This is a genomic window from Niallia oryzisoli, from assembly GCF_036670025.1.
GTDB lineage: Bacteria > Bacillota > Bacilli > Bacillales > Cytobacillaceae > Bacillus_BD > Bacillus_BD oryzisoli.
The window spans coordinates 1,755,183-1,776,752 of record NZ_CP137640.1 but is presented as its reverse complement, the minus strand read 5'-3'; the positions used below and the strand labels follow the sequence as shown (position 1 = coordinate 1,776,752).

The 21,570-nt window shown below is 38.2% G+C and carries 23 protein-coding genes and 1 other annotated feature; all 23 genes read right to left on the bottom strand.

What is annotated here, in order from left to right:
* Positions 1–225 precede the first annotated feature (225 nt).
* Entirely contained in the window at positions 226–1,134 is a 909-nt protein-coding gene (locus tag R4Z09_RS08980; protein ID WP_338451987.1) for an RluA family pseudouridine synthase, read from the bottom strand.
* Positions 1,106–1,597, bottom strand: coding sequence for a signal peptidase II (gene lspA / locus R4Z09_RS08975; RefSeq protein WP_338451986.1), 492 nt, complete (start codon positions 1,595–1,597; stop codon positions 1,106–1,108). The genes R4Z09_RS08980 and lspA overlap by 29 nt, the downstream gene beginning before the upstream one ends.
* Before the next feature lie 122 nt (positions 1,598–1,719).
* A complete protein-coding gene (locus R4Z09_RS08970) occupies positions 1,720–1,998 on the bottom strand; it encodes a hypothetical protein (protein ID WP_338451985.1) in 279 nt (92 codons plus the stop codon).
* 161 nt (positions 1,999–2,159) lie between these two features.
* Positions 2,160–4,931: an isoleucine--tRNA ligase gene (ileS, locus tag R4Z09_RS08965; RefSeq protein ID WP_338451984.1), complete on the bottom strand. Its 2,772-nt coding sequence runs from the start codon at positions 4,929–4,931 to the stop codon at positions 2,160–2,162.
* 93 nt (positions 4,932–5,024) lie between these two features.
* Positions 5,025–5,265, bottom strand: a binding site (T-box leader).
* Positions 5,266–5,306: 41 nt separating this feature from the next.
* The gene (locus R4Z09_RS08960; protein ID WP_338451983.1) at positions 5,307–5,822 is read right to left on the bottom strand and encodes a DivIVA domain-containing protein; all 516 of its coding nucleotides are present in this window, start codon (positions 5,820–5,822) and stop codon (positions 5,307–5,309) included.
* A gap of 80 nt (positions 5,823–5,902) precedes the next feature.
* Positions 5,903–6,676, bottom strand: coding sequence for an RNA-binding protein (locus tag R4Z09_RS08955; protein WP_338451982.1), 774 nt, complete (start codon positions 6,674–6,676; stop codon positions 5,903–5,905).
* Positions 6,677–6,753: 77 nt separating this feature from the next.
* Positions 6,754–7,017 carry a YggT family protein gene (locus R4Z09_RS08950; protein ID WP_338451981.1) on the bottom strand — a complete coding sequence of 88 codons (264 nt, stop codon included), beginning with the start codon at positions 7,015–7,017 and terminating at the stop codon, positions 6,754–6,756.
* A 6-nt stretch (positions 7,018–7,023) separates the two neighbouring features.
* Positions 7,024–7,467, bottom strand: a complete 444-nt coding sequence (locus R4Z09_RS08945; RefSeq protein ID WP_338451980.1) for a cell division protein SepF — start codon at positions 7,465–7,467, stop codon at positions 7,024–7,026.
* A 12-nt stretch (positions 7,468–7,479) separates the two neighbouring features.
* Positions 7,480–8,154 (bottom strand): YggS family pyridoxal phosphate-dependent enzyme, encoded by a 675-nt coding sequence (locus R4Z09_RS08940; protein WP_338451979.1) that lies wholly within the window; start codon positions 8,152–8,154, stop codon positions 7,480–7,482.
* Positions 8,155–8,157: 3 nt separating this feature from the next.
* A complete protein-coding gene (pgeF, locus tag R4Z09_RS08935; protein WP_338451978.1) occupies positions 8,158–8,982 on the bottom strand; it encodes a peptidoglycan editing factor PgeF in 825 nt (274 codons plus the stop codon).
* A gap of 65 nt (positions 8,983–9,047) precedes the next feature.
* Positions 9,048–9,320, bottom strand: coding sequence for a YlmC/YmxH family sporulation protein (locus R4Z09_RS08930; RefSeq protein ID WP_338451977.1), 273 nt, complete (start codon positions 9,318–9,320; stop codon positions 9,048–9,050).
* A gap of 121 nt (positions 9,321–9,441) precedes the next feature.
* Entirely contained in the window at positions 9,442–10,224 is a 783-nt protein-coding gene (sigG, locus tag R4Z09_RS08925; RefSeq protein WP_071395416.1) for an RNA polymerase sporulation sigma factor SigG, read from the bottom strand.
* Between the two features lie 159 nt (positions 10,225–10,383).
* Positions 10,384–11,103, bottom strand: a complete 720-nt coding sequence (gene sigE, locus R4Z09_RS08920) for an RNA polymerase sporulation sigma factor SigE (protein ID WP_338451976.1) — start codon at positions 11,101–11,103, stop codon at positions 10,384–10,386.
* A gap of 306 nt (positions 11,104–11,409) precedes the next feature.
* Positions 11,410–12,336, bottom strand: a complete 927-nt coding sequence (gene spoIIGA / locus R4Z09_RS08915; protein ID WP_338451975.1) for a sigma-E processing peptidase SpoIIGA — start codon at positions 12,334–12,336, stop codon at positions 11,410–11,412.
* Between the two features lie 276 nt (positions 12,337–12,612).
* The gene (gene ftsZ / locus R4Z09_RS08910) at positions 12,613–13,761 is read right to left on the bottom strand and encodes a cell division protein FtsZ (RefSeq protein ID WP_338451974.1); all 1,149 of its coding nucleotides are present in this window, start codon (positions 13,759–13,761) and stop codon (positions 12,613–12,615) included.
* An 85-nt stretch (positions 13,762–13,846) separates the two neighbouring features.
* On the bottom strand, positions 13,847–15,133 hold the full coding sequence (ftsA, locus tag R4Z09_RS08905) for a cell division protein FtsA (RefSeq protein ID WP_338451973.1): 1,287 nt from the start codon (positions 15,131–15,133) through the stop codon (positions 13,847–13,849).
* A 204-nt stretch (positions 15,134–15,337) separates the two neighbouring features.
* Positions 15,338–15,691 carry a small basic family protein gene (locus tag R4Z09_RS08900; protein ID WP_338451972.1) on the bottom strand — a complete coding sequence of 118 codons (354 nt, stop codon included), beginning with the start codon at positions 15,689–15,691 and terminating at the stop codon, positions 15,338–15,340.
* A gap of 2 nt (positions 15,692–15,693) precedes the next feature.
* Positions 15,694–16,419 carry a DUF881 domain-containing protein gene (locus tag R4Z09_RS08895; RefSeq protein WP_338451971.1) on the bottom strand — a complete coding sequence of 242 codons (726 nt, stop codon included), beginning with the start codon at positions 16,417–16,419 and terminating at the stop codon, positions 15,694–15,696.
* A 30-nt stretch (positions 16,420–16,449) separates the two neighbouring features.
* Positions 16,450–17,166, bottom strand: coding sequence for a DUF881 domain-containing protein (locus R4Z09_RS08890; protein ID WP_338451970.1), 717 nt, complete (start codon positions 17,164–17,166; stop codon positions 16,450–16,452).
* Positions 17,129–17,920 (bottom strand): cell division protein FtsQ/DivIB, encoded by a 792-nt coding sequence (locus R4Z09_RS08885; protein WP_338451969.1) that lies wholly within the window; start codon positions 17,918–17,920, stop codon positions 17,129–17,131. Before R4Z09_RS08885 ends, R4Z09_RS08890 begins: the two co-directional genes overlap by 38 nt.
* 143 nt (positions 17,921–18,063) lie before the next feature.
* Positions 18,064–18,984 (bottom strand): UDP-N-acetylmuramate dehydrogenase, encoded by a 921-nt coding sequence (gene murB / locus R4Z09_RS08880; RefSeq protein WP_338451968.1) that lies wholly within the window; start codon positions 18,982–18,984, stop codon positions 18,064–18,066.
* 53 nt (positions 18,985–19,037) lie between these two features.
* Positions 19,038–20,138, bottom strand: coding sequence for an undecaprenyldiphospho-muramoylpentapeptide beta-N-acetylglucosaminyltransferase (murG, locus tag R4Z09_RS08875; RefSeq protein WP_338451967.1), 1,101 nt, complete (start codon positions 20,136–20,138; stop codon positions 19,038–19,040).
* 326 nt (positions 20,139–20,464) lie between these two features.
* Positions 20,465–21,565 carry a stage V sporulation protein E gene (gene spoVE, locus R4Z09_RS08870; protein WP_338451966.1) on the bottom strand — a complete coding sequence of 367 codons (1,101 nt, stop codon included), beginning with the start codon at positions 21,563–21,565 and terminating at the stop codon, positions 20,465–20,467.
* Between the last annotated feature and the right edge of the window lie 5 nt (positions 21,566–21,570).

Here is a 21,570-nt window from a genome sequence, read left to right as displayed (position 1 = left end):
CTTTCATAAAAATGTCCAATGGTTTTATATACCGTTCGTATGACTATCCTATGAGAAGATAAAAAAACCCTCTTACCGTGATGGTAAGAGGGTAAACGAATGACATAATATGCAATTGGAGATAGAACTCCCAATTGCAATCCGTTTCCTTCTCAGCCTCACAGGACCGATTTAAAGGACTTTTTCAACTGTAATCAGTGTACTGTACGTGTAGAATTTTGTCAATTAATTTTTGCGCAACTTTTCAAGCAGTTCCTCATATTCCTTTGGAAGAGGAGCTTCAAATTCCAAGTACTCCTCTGTCCGAGGATGGGTAAAACCAAGGACAGCTGCATGAAGGGCCTGCCCGTTAATATCAAGCGTTTTACGCGGACCGTATTTTGGATCACCGGCAAGCGGAAAACCGATATATTTCATATGTACACGAATTTGATGCGTTCTTCCGGTTTCCAAACGGCATTCAACATAGGTAAAGTCTTTAAACCGTTCAATTACATGGAAATGCGTAACGGCATGCTTGCCGTTTTCAATCACTGTCATACTTTGTCGATCTTTAGGATCTCTTCCAATCGGGGCGTCAATTGTACCGTAATCATGACTAATATTCCCATGAACCAGTGCTTTATATTTTCTCGTAACTGTTTTTTCAACCAATTGATTAACTAAATGCTCGTGTGCTTTATCGTTTTTCGCAACCATTAATAAACCAGATGTATCTTTATCAATTCGGTGAACAATCCCAGGACGCAGCACTCCGTTTATTCCGGATAAGTCCTTACAATGTGCCATTAATCCATTTACAAGGGTACCTGTTGCATGACCTGCTGCAGGATGGACAACCATCCCTTTTGGTTTATTCACAACTAGACAATCACTGTCCTCGAAATAAATATCGAGTTCCATATCTTCTGGAACAACATCAAGGATTTCCGGATCTGGAATCGATATCTCAATTTGATCATGGATACTACATTTATAATTTGTTTTAATTGGCTTCTGATTGACTAATACCAGCCCCTCTTTAATCCATTGCTGAACTTGTGTTCGGGACCAATCAGATTCAAGACTGGTTATTACTTTGTCTATCCGTTCATTGCCCTCATGTTCAAGGACGGTGTGTTCCACTTTCTCCATTTACTTTCTCCTTTTCCTTTTTCTCTTCTAGCAGCATATATATGATTAATATAGCTACTCCTATGACTAGTGCGGAATCTGCAATATTAAAAATCGGAAAATTATAGCCGAAAGGGTACGTATGAATAAAGTCTACTACTTCTTGGCGGAATACACGATCAATAAAGTTTCCAATCGCTCCTCCCAGCATTAAAGCAAGCGAAAATTTAAAAAGTGGACTTTCCTTTTCAGATTTTTTCAGATAGTAAATAATAGTAATAATCACAACAGCCGTAATCACATAGAAGAACCACATTTGGCCTTGTAAAATTCCCCATGCTGCACCACGATTACGATGTGATGTTATGTAGAGAAAATTTTCAATTACAGTTATTTGCTCACCTAATTCCATGTTTTTAACAATAAGCCATTTCGTCCATTGGTCAAGAAGAATGGCCAGTAATGCTATTATGTAATAAAACACAAAGGTAACCTCCAGAAGATAAGATTTCTCCTTTGCATTTTAGCATAACCTAAAGTAAAACGACAGTAGAAGCTTTGCTGATTTCTATCATGTGTACATAAACTTTACAATTTATGTTAATCTTAATGGTTGCTAATGACATAATTGACTGTTTTGCAGTCTTCCATCGATTTCAACGTTGGAATGATCTGCAAGAGTTCCATTGGAATAAGCTCTCCTGACACTTCACATGTTCCAAACGTTCCTGTTTCGATTTTCTTTAATGCTGTTTCAATATCTTTTAACTCTGCCTCAATATATGGCCTCACTATTGGGGAACAATTCTCCTGATTCAGCCGCTGAAGTAATTCCTCTTTTGTTTTACGGAGATCTGAATAGATTTCGTTTGTGTTTAGATCCATGTCTTTCCCTCCGTTCTTGTTGTACCAATTATCATTTCCCCCTTGAAACAATAAACACGGAAAAACTTTTGACAAGCTGAACAACAATTAACGAAGGTGGAATATTTTATCTATAAAAAAAAAAAGACAGACGTTATTGTCTGCCTTTTTCAAGCAAGCGATTAAACTAAATGACTGTAATGATCTTGGACCACATCGGCACAACGCGGGCATAGTGTAGGATGGTTTTCATTTTCACCAACATTTGGTGTCACCGTCCAGCAGCGCTCACAGGTCTCACCTTCTGCTTTTGAAACCACAATCGCTGCATGTTCAAGCTTTAATGCTTGTTCTGGAGCCTTTTCATAACCATCAATCACTTCAAATCCAGAGACGATAAAGAGCTGTTGTAAATTCTCTTCAATTGAATCTAGAAGACCCTTTGTATCATCATTTACGTACAATGTTACTTTTGCTGTTAATGATTTACCGATCACTTTTTCATTACGTGCTTCCTCAAGTGCTTTTAACACATCATCACGAAGGTTCATGAACTTAGACCATTTTGTCAGTAACTCCCCAGCCCCTGAGATTTCTTTTGCTTCAGGGAAATCCGTTAATTGAACGCTAGGTTCTTGTACTGCAGGAATAAAACTCCATACTTCATCAGCTGTATGTGATAAAATTGGCGCAATCAATTTTGTTAACGAAAGTAAGCTTTCATATAAAACAGTTTGAATTGCCCGGCGGTCATATTGATCCTTTGCTTCAATATATAGGACATCTTTGGCAAAATCAAGATAGAAAGAACTTAAATCAAGCGTACAGAAATTATTAACCGCATGGTAAATACTTGCATATTCATAGTTTTCGTAGTTATGGCGTACTTGCTTTACCAGTTCATTTAACTTAACAAGCATGAATTGATCCACTTCACGTAATTTTTCATAAGGAATGGCATCCTTAGCCGGATCAAAGTCAGCAAGATTTCCAAGCAAGAAACGGAAGGTGTTACGAATTTTACGGTATACCTCAGCCACTTGTTTTAAAATCGCATCAGATACACGGACATCTGCCTGGTAATCAACAGAAGCAACCCAAAGCCGTAAAATATCTGCCCCTAATTGATTCATCACTTTAGCAGGGACAACTACATTTCCAACTGATTTACTCATTTTTCTGCCTTCGCCGTCGAGCGCAAAGCCATGGCTCAACACGCCTTTGTATGGTGCTTTTCCTGTTACAGCAACACTTGTTGAAAGTGAAGAGTTGAACCAGCCGCGATATTGGTCAGAGCCCTCCAAATATAGATCTGCTGGACGTTGCAGGTCGTCACGTTCTAATAATACTGCTTGGTGGGAGGAGCCGGAATCAAACCAAACATCCATAATATCTGTTTCTTTTGTAAAAATGCCGTTTGGACTGCCAGGATGTGTAAATCCTTCAGGTAAAAGATCCTTTGCTTCACGTTCAAACCAAACATTTGAACCATGTTCACGGAATAGGTTTGACACATGTTCAATCGTCTCATCCGTAATTATAGGCTCGCCATTTTCTGCATAGAAAACCGGGATTGGTACACCCCATGCACGCTGCCGGGAAATACACCAATCACCGCGGTCGCGAACCATGTTAAATAGTCTTGTTTCTCCCCATGCAGGAACCCATATTGTTTCTTTAACAGCTTCTAATAAATCGTCACGGAAATCTTTAATCGACGCAAACCACTGTGCTGTCGCCCGATAGATAACCGGCTTTTTCGTTCTCCAATCATGAGGATAGGAGTGAGTGATAAAGGTAAGCTTTAAAAGAGCACCGACTTCTTCCAGCTTTTCTGTTATCGCTTTATTCGCTTTATCGTAAAATAATCCTGCAAATCCTTCTGCTTCCTCTGTCATAACCCCTTTATCATCAACCGGACAAAGAACATCAAGTCCATATTTTTGGCCAACATAAAAGTCATCTTCCCCATGACCCGGTGCTGTATGAACACAGCCTGTTCCCGCATCAATCGTTACGTGTTCGCCAAGCATTACAAGAGAATCACGATCATAAATTGGATGTTTCGCAACAATTCGGTCAAGCTCTGATCCCTTAATGGTCTGAACGATCGTTGGCTGTTCCCAGCCGATTTCATTTGTCACTGCTTCGAGAAGGTCCTTTGCGACAAGATATTTTTGGCCTTTTTCTTCCACAACAACATAAGTCAATTCCGGGTGAACGGAAATACCAAGGTTTGCTGGAATGGTCCAAGGTGTTGTTGTCCAGATGATAATTTGAACATCAGTGCCTAACACACCTTTTCCATCTTTCACGTTAAAGCCAACATAAATCGATGGCGACTTTTTATCCTTATATTCAATTTCAGCCTCTGCAAGCGCGGACTCACTTGATGGAGACCAATAAACAGGCTTTAACCCTTTGTAAATATAGCCTTTTTTGGCCATTTCACCGAATACTTTAATTTGCTGTGCCTCATAGGCAGGCTTTAACGTAATATAAGGATTTTCCCAATCACCGCGAACACCTAAGCGTTTAAATTGGCTGCGTTGGCTGTCAATTTGCTCATAAGCGTACTTTTCACAAAGCTTTCTAAATTCAGCAACTGTCATTTCTTTACGGTTTACACCTTTGTTAGTCAATGCCTGCTCAATTGGCAGACCGTGAGTATCCCAGCCGGGTACATATGGAGCATTGTATCCGCTCATTGATTTATAGCGAACAATAAAGTCTTTTAAAATTTTATTCAATGCATGACCCATATGAATATCACCATTCGCATATGGAGGTCCGTCGTGAAGTACGAACATCGGGCGGTCCTTTGTTCTCTCTTGCACTAATTTATAAATATCCATTTCTTTCCATTTTTCTTGAATTTCAGGCTCTCTTTTTGGAAGATTGCCACGCATAGGAAATTCAGTTTTTGGCATTAATAAAGTATCTTTGTAATCCATTTTACTTCCTCCATTAAAATTCATTAGCTATATTCTTAGCTGTTTTTTATATCTCGTATGAAAAAGAAAAACAAAAAAGCCCATCTCATCCCAAAAAGGGACGAGAAAGGCTTTATTTCCCGCGGTACCACCCTTGTAGATAGAAAAAATCTCATCTATCCGCTCAATAACATTCTTAACGCGAATGATACGCCTTTTCTTACTCCTTTTTTAAAGTTTCAGAAAGGAACTCAAGGGTGATCTTCCAGTCTTAATGCTTATACCGAGCTTTCACCATCCCCGGTTCGCTTGATAAGCTTTTTTTAAGCTGTACTGTCCCTGTCAACGTTTAATTCATATTGTAATAGAAATTATATGCTTTTTTACAGCAATACGTCAAGCTAAGGAATCTTCTTCTTGCGTGGATTTTAACTCTGTGGAATCAAGCTCGTATTCAAGCAAATGATCCCAATCATCATTATTCAATAAATCAAGCTGTGCTTCAATCAACATTTTAAAACGGGTACGAAATACTTTTGATTGTTTTTTAAGCTCTTCAATTTCAAGCGCAATTTTTCTGGCCTTTGAAAGTGAATCGTTCACAATGCGGTCGGAATTTTTTTCGGCTTCTTTAATAATAAGCTTTGCTTCCTTTTGGGCATTCCGCTTGACTTCCTCAGCGGCTTCTTGAGCAACTACAATTGATTTATTAAGCGTTTCCTCTAATGAGTTAAAATGCCCCATTCGGTCCGTCATTTCGTTAAGCCTGTCTTCCAGCTCTTTTTTTTCACGAAGAACGATTTCATAATCCTTGATCACTTGGTCAAGGAATTCATTTACCTCATCCTCATCATATCCCCGAAATCCTTTACTAAACTCCTTATTATGTATATCCAATGGCGTTAATGGCATGCTGCCACCTCCCAAGTATTTTCTCTAGTTTGCCTTTTTCTTTTTCGACAAATTTATTTATATTCCTGCAATAATAATAATTATTTTTGTCTTCCTACTGAAATACGCCATTTCTCCTTTTTAGTTTTCCCTTCAATAGAGAACAGCTTACCGCGGCCGAAGCCCCGTACGGAAATCGTATCACCTGTACCGCATTCAAAAGAAGTATTTTCGATGGTTGTCCAGTTTACTTTCACAAGTTGCGAACTGATTAAGCTTTGAGCCTTTTGTCTTGAAAGTTTAAAAATCGAAGCGATGACTGCATCAAGCCTTAATGAGGAAACAGAAACGGCCGTTTCATGCCAGAGGTCTTCATATGCGATACCTTCAGTCAATGGCTGCTCCAATAATTGGATATTAGCTCTTCCAACTGTTTGTAATTGCAGACGTACATATTCCCCGACTTCTTCTGCGCAATAAAATTGCATACGATCGCCAACAATGACAATGTCACCAAATTTTTCCCGTCGCAAGCCGAGTGACATCAAACTGCCTAATACATCACGATGGGATAGGCTGATAAACTTTTTTGGATACTGAATCTCATATAAATTTATTTTATAATCGCTGTCTTCGCTAAGGTAATATTCTGGATATAAAAGGGCCCTTTTTCGTTCTGTATAGACAGAACCTCCAAAAAACTCCCATTTCACTTCCATTTGCTGTCCAATTATCATTTTGACTATTTGCTGCTCACGAGGATCTAGAAAATCCGTTAATTTCGGAGCATATACTTCTTCAACATACGCTTTCCAATTCATTACCTGGTTTATAAAATCCCGTTCCTCTGGTCGAAAATGCTGATAGATTGACATGTTTTTCACCTTTATTAAATCCTAATAAAAAAGGGACAGACTATAGAGCCCCTTTTTCATACCCATTTTATTGTGCTCTATGCAAACCACCTTGCAAGTTGTCCTAATCCTGCTGTAGCAAAGTTCAGAACCATAAATGCAACAATTGGTGAAATATCAATCATCCCGATTGATGGAATAAAACGACGAAAAGGCTCTAAATACGGCTCACATATGCGGGCTAAAAATTGGCCAATTGCTGATGAGCGGGCATTGGGAAACCATGACATTAAAATATAAATAATTAATGCCCATGAATAGTAATAAATTAAAGTAGACAGTATGCTAATAATAAATCCCATTTACAATTACCACCTCGAATGTTCGAATTCTTTTTCTTGGAGAAATTCTGATATACTGCCGGAAACCTCAACATTATCTGGTGTACAAAGAAAAATATCCAATCCAATTTTTTGTATGTCCCCGCCTAATGCATAGACAGTTCCGCTAAGAAAGTCAACAATTCTTCTTGCTTGATCATGATCAATGCGTTGTAAATTCACTACAACTGCTTTCCTGTTTTTTAAATGGTCTGCAACATCCTGCGCTTCTGCATAGACACGAGGTTCGACTAACACAACTTTAGAGGACTTTTGTACGCTTTGTAAGCTTACAACATTAGGCTTAGGCGGCGGTGAGAATGTTTTTTGCTTTTTTTCAGGTTCATATTCTTCTTCATATTGATCCTCTTCGTTATCAGCATATTCATCATCTAAAAAGAAAAATGTTTTAAATTTAGATTTAATGCTCATTTTTCGAACCTCCTATTCTTCTCCGACTAAGGCTGTCCCAATGCGAACCATTGTTGCACCTTCTTCAATGGCTATAGCATAATCATTTGACATCCCCATCGATAATTCAGTACAAGGTGCATAATCAAGTTCCAATCGTTGAATGTCCAATTGGATATTCTTCAATCTTTTAAAGCATTCACGCAGGAATTCCCGATCATTTGTATAAGGTGCCATTGTCATTAAGCCAGCAACCTCAATGTTCGAAAATTGTTTCATTTCATCAATAAAGGATCTAACTTCTTCCGGTGCTAAACCGTGTTTTGACTCTTCCCCAGACACATTCACTTGTACTAAACATTTGATTATGCGTTTTGCCCGTTTATTTATTTCTTGAGCCAATGATAGGCGGTCTAGAGAATGAATATAGTCTACTCTATCGATAATATTTTTTACCTTCCGTGATTGCAATGATCCGATAAAATGCCATGTTGGCTTGTTCTGTAAAACTTCCCATTTTGCTGTTAAGCCTTCCTCACGATTCTCACCAAGATCAACTATCCCGGAATCTAAAGCTTCCTTAGCCCGTTCAATCGAAACATATTTTGTTACTGCTATGATTTTGATCTCTTCTGGCCTTCGGTTAGACTGTTCACACGCTTTCGCTATCGTTTCTTTGATTGTCTTTAAATTATCTGCCACTTTCATTACTTACAGAATAGCCTCCTTCCAACCGATAAAACTCATCATTCGTCCGGTTTTTCCTTGATCTCTACGATGTGAAAAAAAATGTTCCTTATGACAACTCGTACATAGATTCGTTATCAGAATATGTTCCTTCTGTACCCCTGCCCTTAAAAGGATTTCTTTATTACATTCCTTTAAATTCAATTGATATTGATGATCACTGATTAAATTATATGGTTTTGACTCGACATCTTCTAGTTTATTTTGCACTAATTTTATAACACGATCATCAACTATATAACAATTTTCGCATATAGAGGGTCCAATTGCCACAAAAATGTCATTTGAATTTATTCCTTCAGATTGAAATACACGAATCATTTCTTCAGCAATGCCATTAACCGTCCCTTTCCAGCCTGCATGGGCAATTCCGATCGCACCCGATTCAGGATGAAGGAAGTAAAGCGGAACACAATCTGCATAGCATAAAGTCAGTAATATCCCCTTTTCATATGTAAAAAAGCCATCCGTATGCTTAAATGCATTTTCATATGAAGAGGCACCATTGCCTTTATCTGCTTTCGTTACCTTTTTAACCACTGTTTCGTGGGTCTGCTGGGCACCTACCCAATCGGGCAAAGGAAAATCAAGTTTTTCCGCTAAAAGAAGCCGGTTTTCATTTACAGTCTGCTGACAATCATTTACATGAAAACCGACATTTAAACTTGTAAAATCCCCGCTGCTTTTGCCGCCATTCTTCGTTGTAAACCCGACCGATAAGTTTGGAAACCTTTGGACCCAATCTTCAAGGACAAAATATTCATTTGATTCTAATTTAAAAGGATCCATCTCATTACCTCATCGTTTTTTAAATTATTCTATCACACAATGAAAACGCATCCCAGTAAAAATCATCAAGACCCTTCTTCTTCATTTGTTTTATACTCAGATGAGTCTTTATAACGAACAAGTATCACATCTTCCCCTATTTTCAAAATATTCTTCCAGGGAATAATGAATTCCTCATCTTTTCCAAAAAAGCCAAGTATCTTTCCGGAACCTGAAATAATGATTGCTTCAATTTTCCCGGTTTGTACATCAATTTCAATATCACCGATATTTCCAAGTTTTTTCCCGTCTGCGACATTGACGACATCTTTTATTTGAAAATCAGAGATTCTTACCATACGTATTCACTCCCACAATTAGCCTTACCTTATGTATATGATGAAACGTATAGGAAAAATCACTTGGTTTTACATCAACTAAAAGTCTTTTTTCACAATAAAAAGCTGCCTTTTGGCAGCTTTAACTTTGTATATTTTTATTCATTTGTTTAATGGCAGCTTTCTCCAGCCTGGAGACCTGTGCTTGAGAAATACCGATTTCCTCTGCCACTTCCATTTGGGTTTTCCCTTGAAAAAATCGCTTCCTTAAAATAAGCTTTTCTCGTTCATTTAGTCTGCGCATGCCTTCTTTGAGAGCGATTTCCTCAATCCAATTAATATCCTTGTTCTTCTCATCACTTAACTGATCCATAACAAATATCGGATCTCCGCCATCATTATAAATCGGTTCAAATAGTGATACAGGATCTTGGATAGCATCAAGGGCAAAAACAATTTCTTCATGTGGAACATCAAGCTCTTTTGCAATTTCTTCCGCTGTAGGTTCGCGTGATGTTTTACTCATTAAACGTTCCCGTACTTGCAGCGCCTTATAAGCGATGTCCCTAAGTGACCGCGATACTCGTATCGGGTTATTATCACGCAAATAACGTCTGATTTCTCCGATAATCATCGGAACAGCATAGGTGGAAAATTTAACGTTTTGACTTAAATCAAAATTATCAATTGATTTCATAAGTCCAATACAGCCAACTTGGAACAGATCATCAACAAACTCGCCCCTGTTATTAAATCTTTGAATAACACTTAATACGAGGCGCAGGTTCCCGTTAACGAGTTTTTCCCGTGCGGATATGTCCCCTTCTTGTTGCATTTGCTTAAAAAGCAATCTCATTTCTTCGTTCTTCAATACTGGAAGCTTTGATGTGTCAACACCGCAAATTTCTACTTTGTTTCGAGTCAATCCATTTCCCTCCTTACAGGAGTTGCTGTACAAAAAACAGTATCTCCCCTGTAAGGAAAAATATGCACTGGCAAAACGGAGGGAACAAAGTGAAAATAGAAAAAAGCCTAACAAAACTTGGGAATTATCTTGATTCTTCGTTTAGAAAAAAATTTTTATTTACACCATTTTATTAAATTCCTTTTTGAGTCTTTTGATAATTCGCTTTTCTAAGCGTGAAATATAGGATTGCGATATTCCAAGCATATCCGCAACATCCTTTTGCGTTTTTTCTTCACCTGTACCAAGACCAAAACGAAGCTCCATGATTTGTTTTTCGCGGTCTGATAGCTGATGAAGGGCTTTTAACAGGAGTTTTTTATCCACACTGGCTTCCAAATCCTTCGTAATGATATCTTCTTCTGTTCCAAGTACATCAGAGAGCAGCAGTTCATTGCCATCCCAATCGATGTTCAAGGGTTCGTCAAATGACACTTCTGATCGTATTTTATTATTCCTCCGTAAGTACATGAGAATTTCATTTTCAATGCACCGTGATGCATATGTAGCTAATTTGATTTTCTTTTCTGGATTAAACGTGTTGACAGCTTTAATTAGACCTATGGTACCTATGCTTATTAAATCCTCAATATTGATACCGGTATTTTCAAATTTCCTTGCGATATAAACAACCAATCTCAGGTTCCGTTCAATTAGGATGGACCTCGCCGCTTTATCACCATTTGGCAGTTTTTCAATTAATAACGCTTCCTCTTCTTTATTTAAAGGAGGTGGTAATGCTTCACTACCGCCAATATAGTATGTTTCATCGGCCTTTAAGCCCAGTTTAAACAATAGTCTATACCAATAATACGAAAGGCGTAGTTTGAATTTTTTCATCATTATTCCTCCTTTTGGCGGTTAATTATTATCATTACTTATAGCTTGACTCCCCTGGTCAAGCCGGCTCCGCTTTTCTTTGATCCAGCTCCGCCGGCTAGGGGCTCGAGTCATAAGCTGTCCCGATGATGAGGTTAAAGGACAACCTCACCCTCGGGCCATCTTATGCTTGTCGCCCCTGGTCAAGCCGGCTCCGCTTTTCTTTGATCCAGTTCCGCCGGCTAGGGGCTCGAGTCATAAGCTGTCCCGATGATGAGGTTAAAGGACAACCTCACCCTCGGGCCATCTTATGCTTGTCGCCCCTGGTCAAGCCGGCTCCGCTTTTCTTATTCCATTTAGCATTTTAGGATGGACGATGGCTTGGAAACTGTCGTCAGAGGAGAGTTCCTGCATCGTGAAGGAAACAAGGCCTTTTTCAACTTGATGCGTTTCTCCATTTTGCGTAATCATGATTTGCTCCGGTTTGATGGCAATAATTAATTGATGCTCCTTTCCCAACACTTTATAAGGAATCACTCTCATGCGATTTTCCCACTCCGGTGCCATTGGTGTATTGCCCATAATGACTTGCTCTGAGCCTAAGGCAACCAGCTTTAATTCCTCTGGTAATTCCTCTAATATTTTTTTTACTGAAACAAACATGACCGGCATTTTTGAAATAGGATCATACAACTGATTGCCACTATCTACGAGGCCGGTAAAATTATATGATTTGCCGTCTAAAACAATCTGTAGCAGCACTTTCTGGCTGTATTGAATTTTTGCCACTTCTATTCGCTCAAAATTCCTTTTGGAAAACTGCCATGCTAAAGGAAAGCCAAATACAATAAACAACCAGCTAATTGGATCACCAAACCCTTTTACACTTGCCAAAAATACAGACGATGAAAGATTCATATCAAATTGAATAAAATAATGTATGCCCATTAATGAACCGCCAACAAGAAAAGTAGTCAAATAAAATGTCATAAGTCCACTGAGAAAATATTTAAATCTCTTATACCCAAAAACTGTGAGAATCATTAAAACAGAAAACAATAACTTTACCATTGGGTGCCCTGAATAGGTATTCAAAGGTGTAATCGATAATATAATGATGAATGAACCGATCATCCCCCCTGCTAAAAGTCTCCAAAAACGGAAATCCCTTTTTAAAACTAGGGCAGTTAAATAAAGAAGGAGGCTATCAAATAAGAAATTTAGTAACCAAATGATATCTAAATAAACGGCCAATAGACTTCCTCCTTTTATCTATTAATCTGTTACAAAAAAGTATACATTACCTTCATTGATGAAGTGTGTCACTTTCTGGTTATAAAAAAGCAGAAATTTTCACTATTCCCACCGCTTTTTGTCACTATTTTATTTATGTTAACATTCACTTAATTAACAGGAATCCGATTCCTTTTTCGCCAATCTACTATGAATTTTGCACGTGTATAAGTAGATAGAAACCTACCCTTGTGCATAATAAAAAAGGCATAGCCAATGGCTATGCTTTTTTTATGTTTACCTTCTTCTATTGCGATTTCTCAAGAAAGTTGGAATATCAAGAACATCTTCACCTTGCTGTGGTGCACTTACTCTTGTCTGCTCTACAGGAGGCTCTTCTCTTTTAGGCTCTCTTTTCACTGTATTTGTCACAGTCTTTTGCTGTTGCTGTTGACCAAAAGAAGGACGCATCGGTTTTGCCGACTGCATGACTTCTTCATTAAACCCGGTTGCGATTACCGTTACAACGATTTCATCCTTTAAATTATCGTTAATGACAGAACCAAAAATCATGTTTACTTCTTGGTCGGAGGCACTCGCAACAATATCGGCTGCTTCTTGTACTTCATAAAGACTTAAATTTGAACCGCCGGTAATATTTAATAACACACCCTGTGCACCATCAATAGATGTTTCAAGTAATGGTGAAGAAATTGATTTTTTCGCAGCTTCAGCAGCACGGTTTTCACCTGAAGCCACACCTATTCCCATCAATGCAGAGCCTTTATTAGACATAATAGTTTTTACATCGGCGAAGTCCAGGTTAATTAAACCAGGTACAGCGATTAAATCTGAAATCCCTTGAACCCCTTGACGAAGTACATTATCTGCTTCTCTAAATGCCTCAAGCATTGGCGTGCTTTTATCAACAATTTCAAGAAGACGATCATTCGGAATGACAATTAATGTATCGACAGATTCCTTCATACAGGAAATCCCGCCAGTAGCTTGTGTAGCCCTTTTTCTTCCTTCAAATGTAAACGGTCTCGTTACTACTCCTACCGTTAATGCACCTAAGTCTCTTGCAATTTGTGCAACCACAGGGGCAGCACCAGTTCCTGTTCCGCCTCCCATACCGCAAGTAACAAAAACCATATCAGCACCTTTTAAGGCTTCTTCAATTTGTTCTTTACTTTCTTCCGCCGCTTTTTTTCCTACTTCAGGATTAGCACCTGCACCAAGTCCTCTTGTTAATTTACCGCCAATTTGCATTTTTATTTCTGCTTTTGACAGATTCAATGCTTGGGCATCAGTATTAACGGCAATAAATTCTACACCTTGAACACCATGTTCTATCATACGGTTGACGGCATTATTCCCCCCACCGCCAACACCTATAACCTTTATCGTTGCTAATGCCTCTACATTTGATTCAAATTCCAGCATGACAAATCCTCCTAAATCGTCGATATTCCTGTTAGCAGTGCATACTCGGATTGCTACATTATATCAGTCTGTTATTTCGATTTTATTATTCGAAAAAGTAACCAAAAAACTTTTTCATTTTTGAAGAAACTTTTTCTTCAGGTTGTTTTTCCGGCTTTGACTTTGCCTGCGCTTGTTTTACCGGTCGTTTCTCTTTTACTTCATGATTATTAACAGAAGTTGAACTCATCTGTCTCCCTTGAATCTTTGCATTTTTATAGGCAAACTTAATTAAACCGACAGCAGTCGTAAAATGCGGCTCCCTCACGCCAATATAATCAGGAATCGCAATACGAACCCGGTTTTCGAACACAACCTGTGCCAGTTCAAGGATTCCTGGTGTATTAGCGACACCACCGGTTAGGACAAAACCACCAGGTACATCCCTTAGGCCTAAACGATGAATTTCCGCTAGAATCATTTCAAAGATTTCTTCCATTCTAGCTTCAATAATATCACTTAATTCTAATTGATTAAAAGTCTGCTGCTGATCACTCCCAATAATCGGAACATTAAATACCACATCCTCGGAAGCGTGATCATAAAAAGCATGTCCATATTTGATTTTTAATTTTTCAGCATCTTCAGATGAAGTTCTAAGTCCAATGGATATGTCCTTTGTAATATGATCTCCGCCAACCGGAAGGACAGACGTAGCACGTAACCCGCCTTGTTCAAATAATGCGATCGTTGTTGATCCTCCGCCAATATCAATGAGAGCAACGCCAAGATTTTTTTCATCCTTTGAAAGGGCAAACGATCCTGCAGCAAGTGGCTGTAAAGTTATGTCTAATATTTCTAAACCCGCTTTCTCTACGCAGCGCAAAATATTATGTAGGATTGTCTTTGAACCTGTAATAATCGTACCTTCCACTTCAAGCCGAACACCAATCATTCCGCGTGGATCATGAATTTCATCAAGACCATCAACAATAAACTGTTTTGGAATCACATCAATAATTTCTCTCTCTGGAGGAACTGAAACAACTTGTGCCGCCTCTAAAACTCTAGCGATGTCCACATCCGATATTTCCCTGTTTTCGCTTGATACGGCAACTACTCCGTGTGAAGGCTGCAGCATGATATGATTACCTGTTATTCCAACAATCACTTGCCGAATGTCCATCCCTATCATTCTTTCAGCCTGTTCTATTGCTTTCCTAATAGAATGAACGGTTTCATCTATATCAACAATTGAACCTTTTCGTAATCCTTCAGAGGGAACATTTCCCACGCCAATAATATTTAATGCATCGTTGACCATTTCACCTATGATTACTTTCACACTGGATGTACCGATGTCAAGGCTAACGTAAATTTCATTGCTGTTCATTCTATGGCACCTCCCTTTACAATTACTGTTTGAACAACAAGTCTCTAAATTAAGTAATAACTATATTTGACGATTAGCGAACCTGCTTCTTGGTCCTTTAGTTTGAAACCCTCTTACGAATTTCTGCAATTTTTGTTCGCTTTTACTTTTATCTTAAAATTATTCGTCAAAATGTAATTATTCCCTTTTTAAAATTTAATTTTTTTACATTTTTTCCTTATTTGCTGACCACTTTGTAAGTAGAATTCTTCGAATAACAGCAATATTTTGAAAAAGCCTAACACCAAATGCAAAAACTGCTGCTAGATATAAGTCTACACCAAGATGGACACCTAGAAAAGCTAAACTTGCAGCTAAAATAATATTAAAGAAAAAGCCTGACACAAATACTTTTTCATCATAAATATTTTGCAGATGTGCTCTTATTCCCCCAAATAATGTGTCCAGCGCTGCAAGTACAGCAATCGATAAATAATTGGAATATTCAACAGGGATCCTTATATCGGTGAGCGAACCGAGAAATAACCCTATCAGTAACCCGAGAACGGGAAGCCACATGTTTACCCTCCTTTTTCAGTCTCTGCCAACTCCATGTGACGGATTTTTAAGCTGTCCTTATATGCCGGTATGATTATGTTTGTTTGAGGATCTGATATTTTTAAACGAAAATTATCCACAAAAAAGTCCTCTGCTGAAGATGATACTTGCATACGGTTATGTAGTTTTTCGGCTGCCTCTATATTATCAACGGCTATTTTTACTTCAATCGGAAACGTATCTAAACTGTATCCATCCACCTTTGTTTGGCCATTGATATCGCGAATCACGCTGGAATTAATCAGTCGCTGTCCGGCAATTGAAATATGATTAGCACCATATTGATTGAGTTCATTGACCAGCCTTTGGATTAAATAGGGAGAAATGGGAGATACAACTTTCCCAGGTAATAGGGCCTCATCAACATGTTCAATATTGATCACAATTCCCGGTCCTTTGACTTCTGTCATGCCAGCTTCAGTCTTTAATTCATTTAATGTTTCTTTTAGAATCTGTTCTTTGCTTTGTGATCGCTCAGTTTCGTATTTTTCAAGTTTTTCCTCATTCGATCTAATTTCACGAATCAAACTTAAATAAAGCTCTTTTTCTTTTACTAAATCCTCGCGCAACTGTGAAGTATCACGTGTGTCGCGAACAATTGGATCTTTGACAGTTTGATATTGAACGGCGATCATCAAACCAATGATTAATGTAATAACCCCCATGCTTAGATAACTTTTTTGCCCCATGTTCGATCCACCTTACTTTTACCAGAACCATTAACTATTTAATTTAGCGTTTATCACAATTTCAGCTTTTTTCTCTAGCGTAAATTGAACATTTTCATTTACAAGAATATCTTTTACTCCTCCTTTTAGGTTTAATGATTCAGCCATTGTGTCCGCATCACCAATGGCTGTGATGACAAATGGCGCAGGGAAACTCTTCCCATCCACTTCGATAACCGGACCATTACAGAGCACATATGAATCATGTGAAAGCCTCTGCCCATTGATCGCAATCGCACTAGCCCCTGAAATATTAAGTTCATTTATAACTTTAAAGACATGATGTTCATGAACAATATATTGATTAGGGTTTTGCTCATCAAGGTTATAATCACTGTCCGCAAGGGTTACTTGAACACCCTCACCTTTGACGTCAACCTTACCTAGATACATTCGATATTTTTCTGTATCTTCGGCAAGGTTGAAATAAATTTGCGCCTCATTGGATAATTCCTTTTCTTTATTCAACACTTGCTTCTGTTTTTGACTCAGTTCCTGCTTGAGCTCTCGATTTTTTTCTTCTTGTTTGATCAATTCATTTCTTAGTTCCATATCCCGTTCAAATTGACTGCTTGTCATATTCGAATTACTTGCCTGTTTTTCGGTTAAATGATAAGAGAATGCAATCATAAACCCAAAGACAAGGCAGACAACTGTTAATAGGACATATCTACCCCTCACGATCTTTATCTGTTTCAACCGGCTCATCTCCTTCCAGTTCATAAGCCTTAAAGTATGAACCAACTTCTAAATTAATCACGCCTTTTTGGGTTGGATCAAGCTGGCTTATAATTGAAGGGTAATGGGACATCTTTTCCGCAAATGTTCTTATAGTTGCACTCACTTGATTGCCGTCATTCATAAAAAGTGAAATATGAAATGGATCTGATTCTGTTGGATCATAATGAATTTCTGAAATCGAATTCAACACTTCTGCAGGTAATTTTTCTAGACTAACAATCATTTCCTTCAATGCTTTATTTTCAGAAAAACTGAATAAAATGGGGGCATTTAATGGAAGGTCTGTTGTTTTTTTCTCCTGAAGAATATTGCCATTTTCCAAAACAGGTAAAAAGTTTTTCCCTTTAGAGATATAGGATATTCGTTTATATTCTTGAACATTTATAATGATAGAATTTGGCAGCTTTGTCACAACGTCTGCTTTTTTCATTTCAGGCAGGGCGATTAGCTTCTCTTCTATTTCCTTTTTGCGGACTTTCCAAATATTTGTCTCTTTTTTGATTCCGACAACCGCCATGATTTCCTTATCTGTGTGGGCTGTATTTCCATTGATAACAACATGATTAACATAACTTAATGGAGATTGAAAATATAGAATAAAAGCGATTAGAATAAAAAATAGCAATAGTAAAAAGATTAGTCGTCGATTGGCTTTTTTTCTGCGCTGTTGTTTTAATTTAGGTATACGATCTTCAATTGAGACAACATTACCATTTTCCATTCCAATCACCTCACACCTCTCATGGCTTGTCCGCATTTCTTATTAAAAACAACGGCACGAGTATCATGCCGTTATGGTTTTTAAGTATATTTCAATAGATAATTATAACACAGTAAATGGATGTTGCGTTTGGAAGTTTTCCGTTACTTTCTTCCTATTATCTCTACTTCGGTTTCCATTTTGACTTGGTATAATTCAAAAACGGTTTTTTTCACATGTTCTATTAAATTTAATACGTCACAAGCCGTGGCATTTCCTGCATTTACAATAAAATTCCCATGCATTTCGGAAATTTTCGCACCGCCAATTTGATGCCCTTTTAATCCTGCCTCTTCAACTAATCGGCCCGCATAGTTTGGCAGTGGATTTCGAAAAATACTCCCTGCACATGGAAAATTCCATGGCTGTGTATCTTTTCGATAGTCTTTATTCTTTTGCATGACATCAACAATCTTATCTTTGTCCCCTTCAGTCAGTTGGAATCTGGCTTCAATGACAATACCAGGACGTTTTTTCTGTAGTACAGAAGTCCGATATGAAAATTCCATTTCCTCGTTCGATAGCCATTTCATAGTGCCATCTTCAAAAAGAATATGTGCTTCCGTTAGGATTTTGGATATATCTGAGCCATGTGCTCCGGCATTCATATAAACAGCTCCGCCAACAGATCCAGGGATCCCGCTGGCAAACTCAAGTCCGGATAATCCTTGGCGGCTGATTTTCATAGCCAGGCTGACAAGAGGATAACCTGCTCCCACTGTTAAAACCGTTCCGTTCACATCCATATGATCTAAACCGCTGCCTAATTTAATAACGATTCCTTCAATACCATCATCTGAAACAAGTAAATTGGATCCTCTGCCGATGGCTCTCCAGCCTACTTTATATTTTCGTATCAAATTCAACGTTGTTTCCAAATATTTGATTGAACTAGGTTCAATCAACAAATCGGCAGGACCACCTATTTTGATAGTTGTATGATTGGCAAGCGGCTCATGTCTTTTCACTTTGCCGACATTTAACTCTATAAGTTCATTCATTAACGTATTTATATTATTGTCCATAAAACCCTCCTGAAAAATAGCTTACCATAGTGTATGACGAAATCATAAATGGGCTACTTTTTCTTATCAACAAGCTCCTTCATTAAAAGATAAAGTCTACTTGCAGCATCTGGTATTCCTAATTCCTTTGCTGATTTTTTCATTTTCTTAAGCGTGTTTTCATCCATGAGGATCCGATCAATCTCTGCCACGAGCTTATGACTAGTCAAATCTTTTTCAAGCAGTAATTCAGCCGCATCGTGATCACTTAATGCACGGGCATTTTTTTCTTGATGGTTATTCGTTACATATGGGCTTGGAATCAATATACTTGGGATGCCTAATGAGGTAAGCTCAGCAAGTGTTGTAGCACCTGCTCTTGCGACCGTCAAATCAACCCCGGCCAGTACCTCAGGCATATTATGAATAAATGGTTTTATGATTACATTCTTCGGATTTCCCACTAGTTCAACTTCTTTTTTTACCTCTTCATAATGAACATCACCTGTAACATAAAGCACTTGATAAGGCTTTTCTCCGAGTAATGATAAAGCTTTTAAAACAGCTTCGTTAATCGGTCTTGCCCCCCGGCTGCCGCCAACGATTAATACAACTGGTTCGGTTACACTTAAACCAGCTGATAATCTACCTTTTATCCCGTCTTGGTGTAATACTTCTTGAGCACGAGGGTTTCCGGTAAGAACCACTTTCGATTCAGGAAAAAACGTTTTTGCTTCCTCAAAGCACACGGCAATCCGGTCTACATAACGACTTAAGAATTTATTCGTTAAACCAGGGACACTGTTTTGTTCATGGATAATTGTCGGTATCCCGAGCTTTGCGGCAGCATAAACAACAGGACCACATACATATCCTCCAGTACCAATGACAACATCCGCTTTAAATTCCTTCAACATTTTCTTACTATCATTTACTCCTTTAATAAAACGGAGAATCGTTTTGACATTTTCAAATGAGACTTTTCTTTTAAAACCTGTGATATGTATTGATTTGAAAGGAATGTTTTCTCGCGTCACAAGCTTGCTTTCAAGTCCCTTTTCCGTACCGATGTATAAAAAATTTACATCTTGTGCTGCTTTCTTTATCTCACGAATAAGAGCTAGGGCTGGATAAATATGACCTCCAGTCCCTCCTCCGCTTACCACAATATTCATTGTTTCACCTCATAGAACGGATAATTAACAGTATGTAATTTGGAATTATAAAAGTGAATAAAATCCCTTATTTACTTTTCTTATTCTACTATATTCCAAACGTAAGAAAGATACCATCAAAAGAATGTTATAAAATCGTAATCATTTATAGAAAAGAATGATAAATGTGTAATACACGCAACCAAATTGATATTCATTTGAAATACCTATTTCAACATTATTGATTATAATCCTTTTTTATGACGGAACGAAGGCAAAAAACAATTCTTTCTCACTCCACAAAAAAACTGACCTGAAATCGGTCAGCTCAAATAGAAAAAACACCATCAGTACCGTGAATAGCGGCTTATATTCAGCAACACGCCAATTGCCAAAAGCATCAGTGTTAACGAGGAGCCCCCATAGCTTAAAAATGGAAGCGTGATCCCTGTTACCGGCATAAGGCCGGTTACAACCCCAATATTGATCATCACTTGGATTGCTACCATCGCGATAATTCCAACGGCTAGAAAACTTCCATAAAGGTCAGGGGCACCTAAGGCGATTCGTATCCCCCGCCAGAGCAAAAGAGAAAACAATAATAAAATAAAGGATCCTCCGATAAAACCTAACTCTTCTGCTAAGATAGCAAAAATAAAATCTGTTTGCGGCTCAGGCAAATAGAAAAATTTTTGTCTGCTTTGTCCCAAACCTAAGCCGAATAATCCCCCTGGTCCAATAGCAAATAGTGATTGAATAATTTGAAACCCACTACCAAGCGGATCCTGCCACGGATCCAAAAAGGATGTTATCCGTTTAATCCGGTACGGAGCGGATATAACCAGTGCCGCGAAACCAGCTACCCCCATTAACCCAAGAACAGCAAAATGACTTACCCTTGCCCCGGCAATAAAAATCATCACAATACAGGTACCAACCATGACTGTTCCTGTCCCTAAATCAGGCTGGAGCATAATCATCCCAAAGGCTAAAAATACTAGACCTAACGAAGGTGCTAAACCTTTTTTAAATGATGTAATATATTTTTGTTTCTCGGATAAAAACTTAGCTAAAAAAGCGATCATTGCTAGCTTCATAAATTCTGAAGGCTGAATCGAAAACGCACCGATACCAATCCAGCTTCGTGAACCGTTACGGACGTTCCCAATTCCCGGAATCAACACAAGCAATAACAGTACAAAGCAAACAATTATTAGTACTTTCGCCCATGTTCTCCATGTCCAATAATCCACATTCATGATAAAAAACATTCCAACAATCCCTACGCCAGCAAACAGCATCTGTCGTTTAGCAAAGAAAAAGGAATCATCGAATTTATAATCTGCCCAAATGGCACTTGCACTGTATACCATGATCAATCCTATAGCTAAGAGCGTAAAAGTCAATATCATTAAAATAATATCAGGAGTCGTTTTTTTTGTCGGCAAAAGAC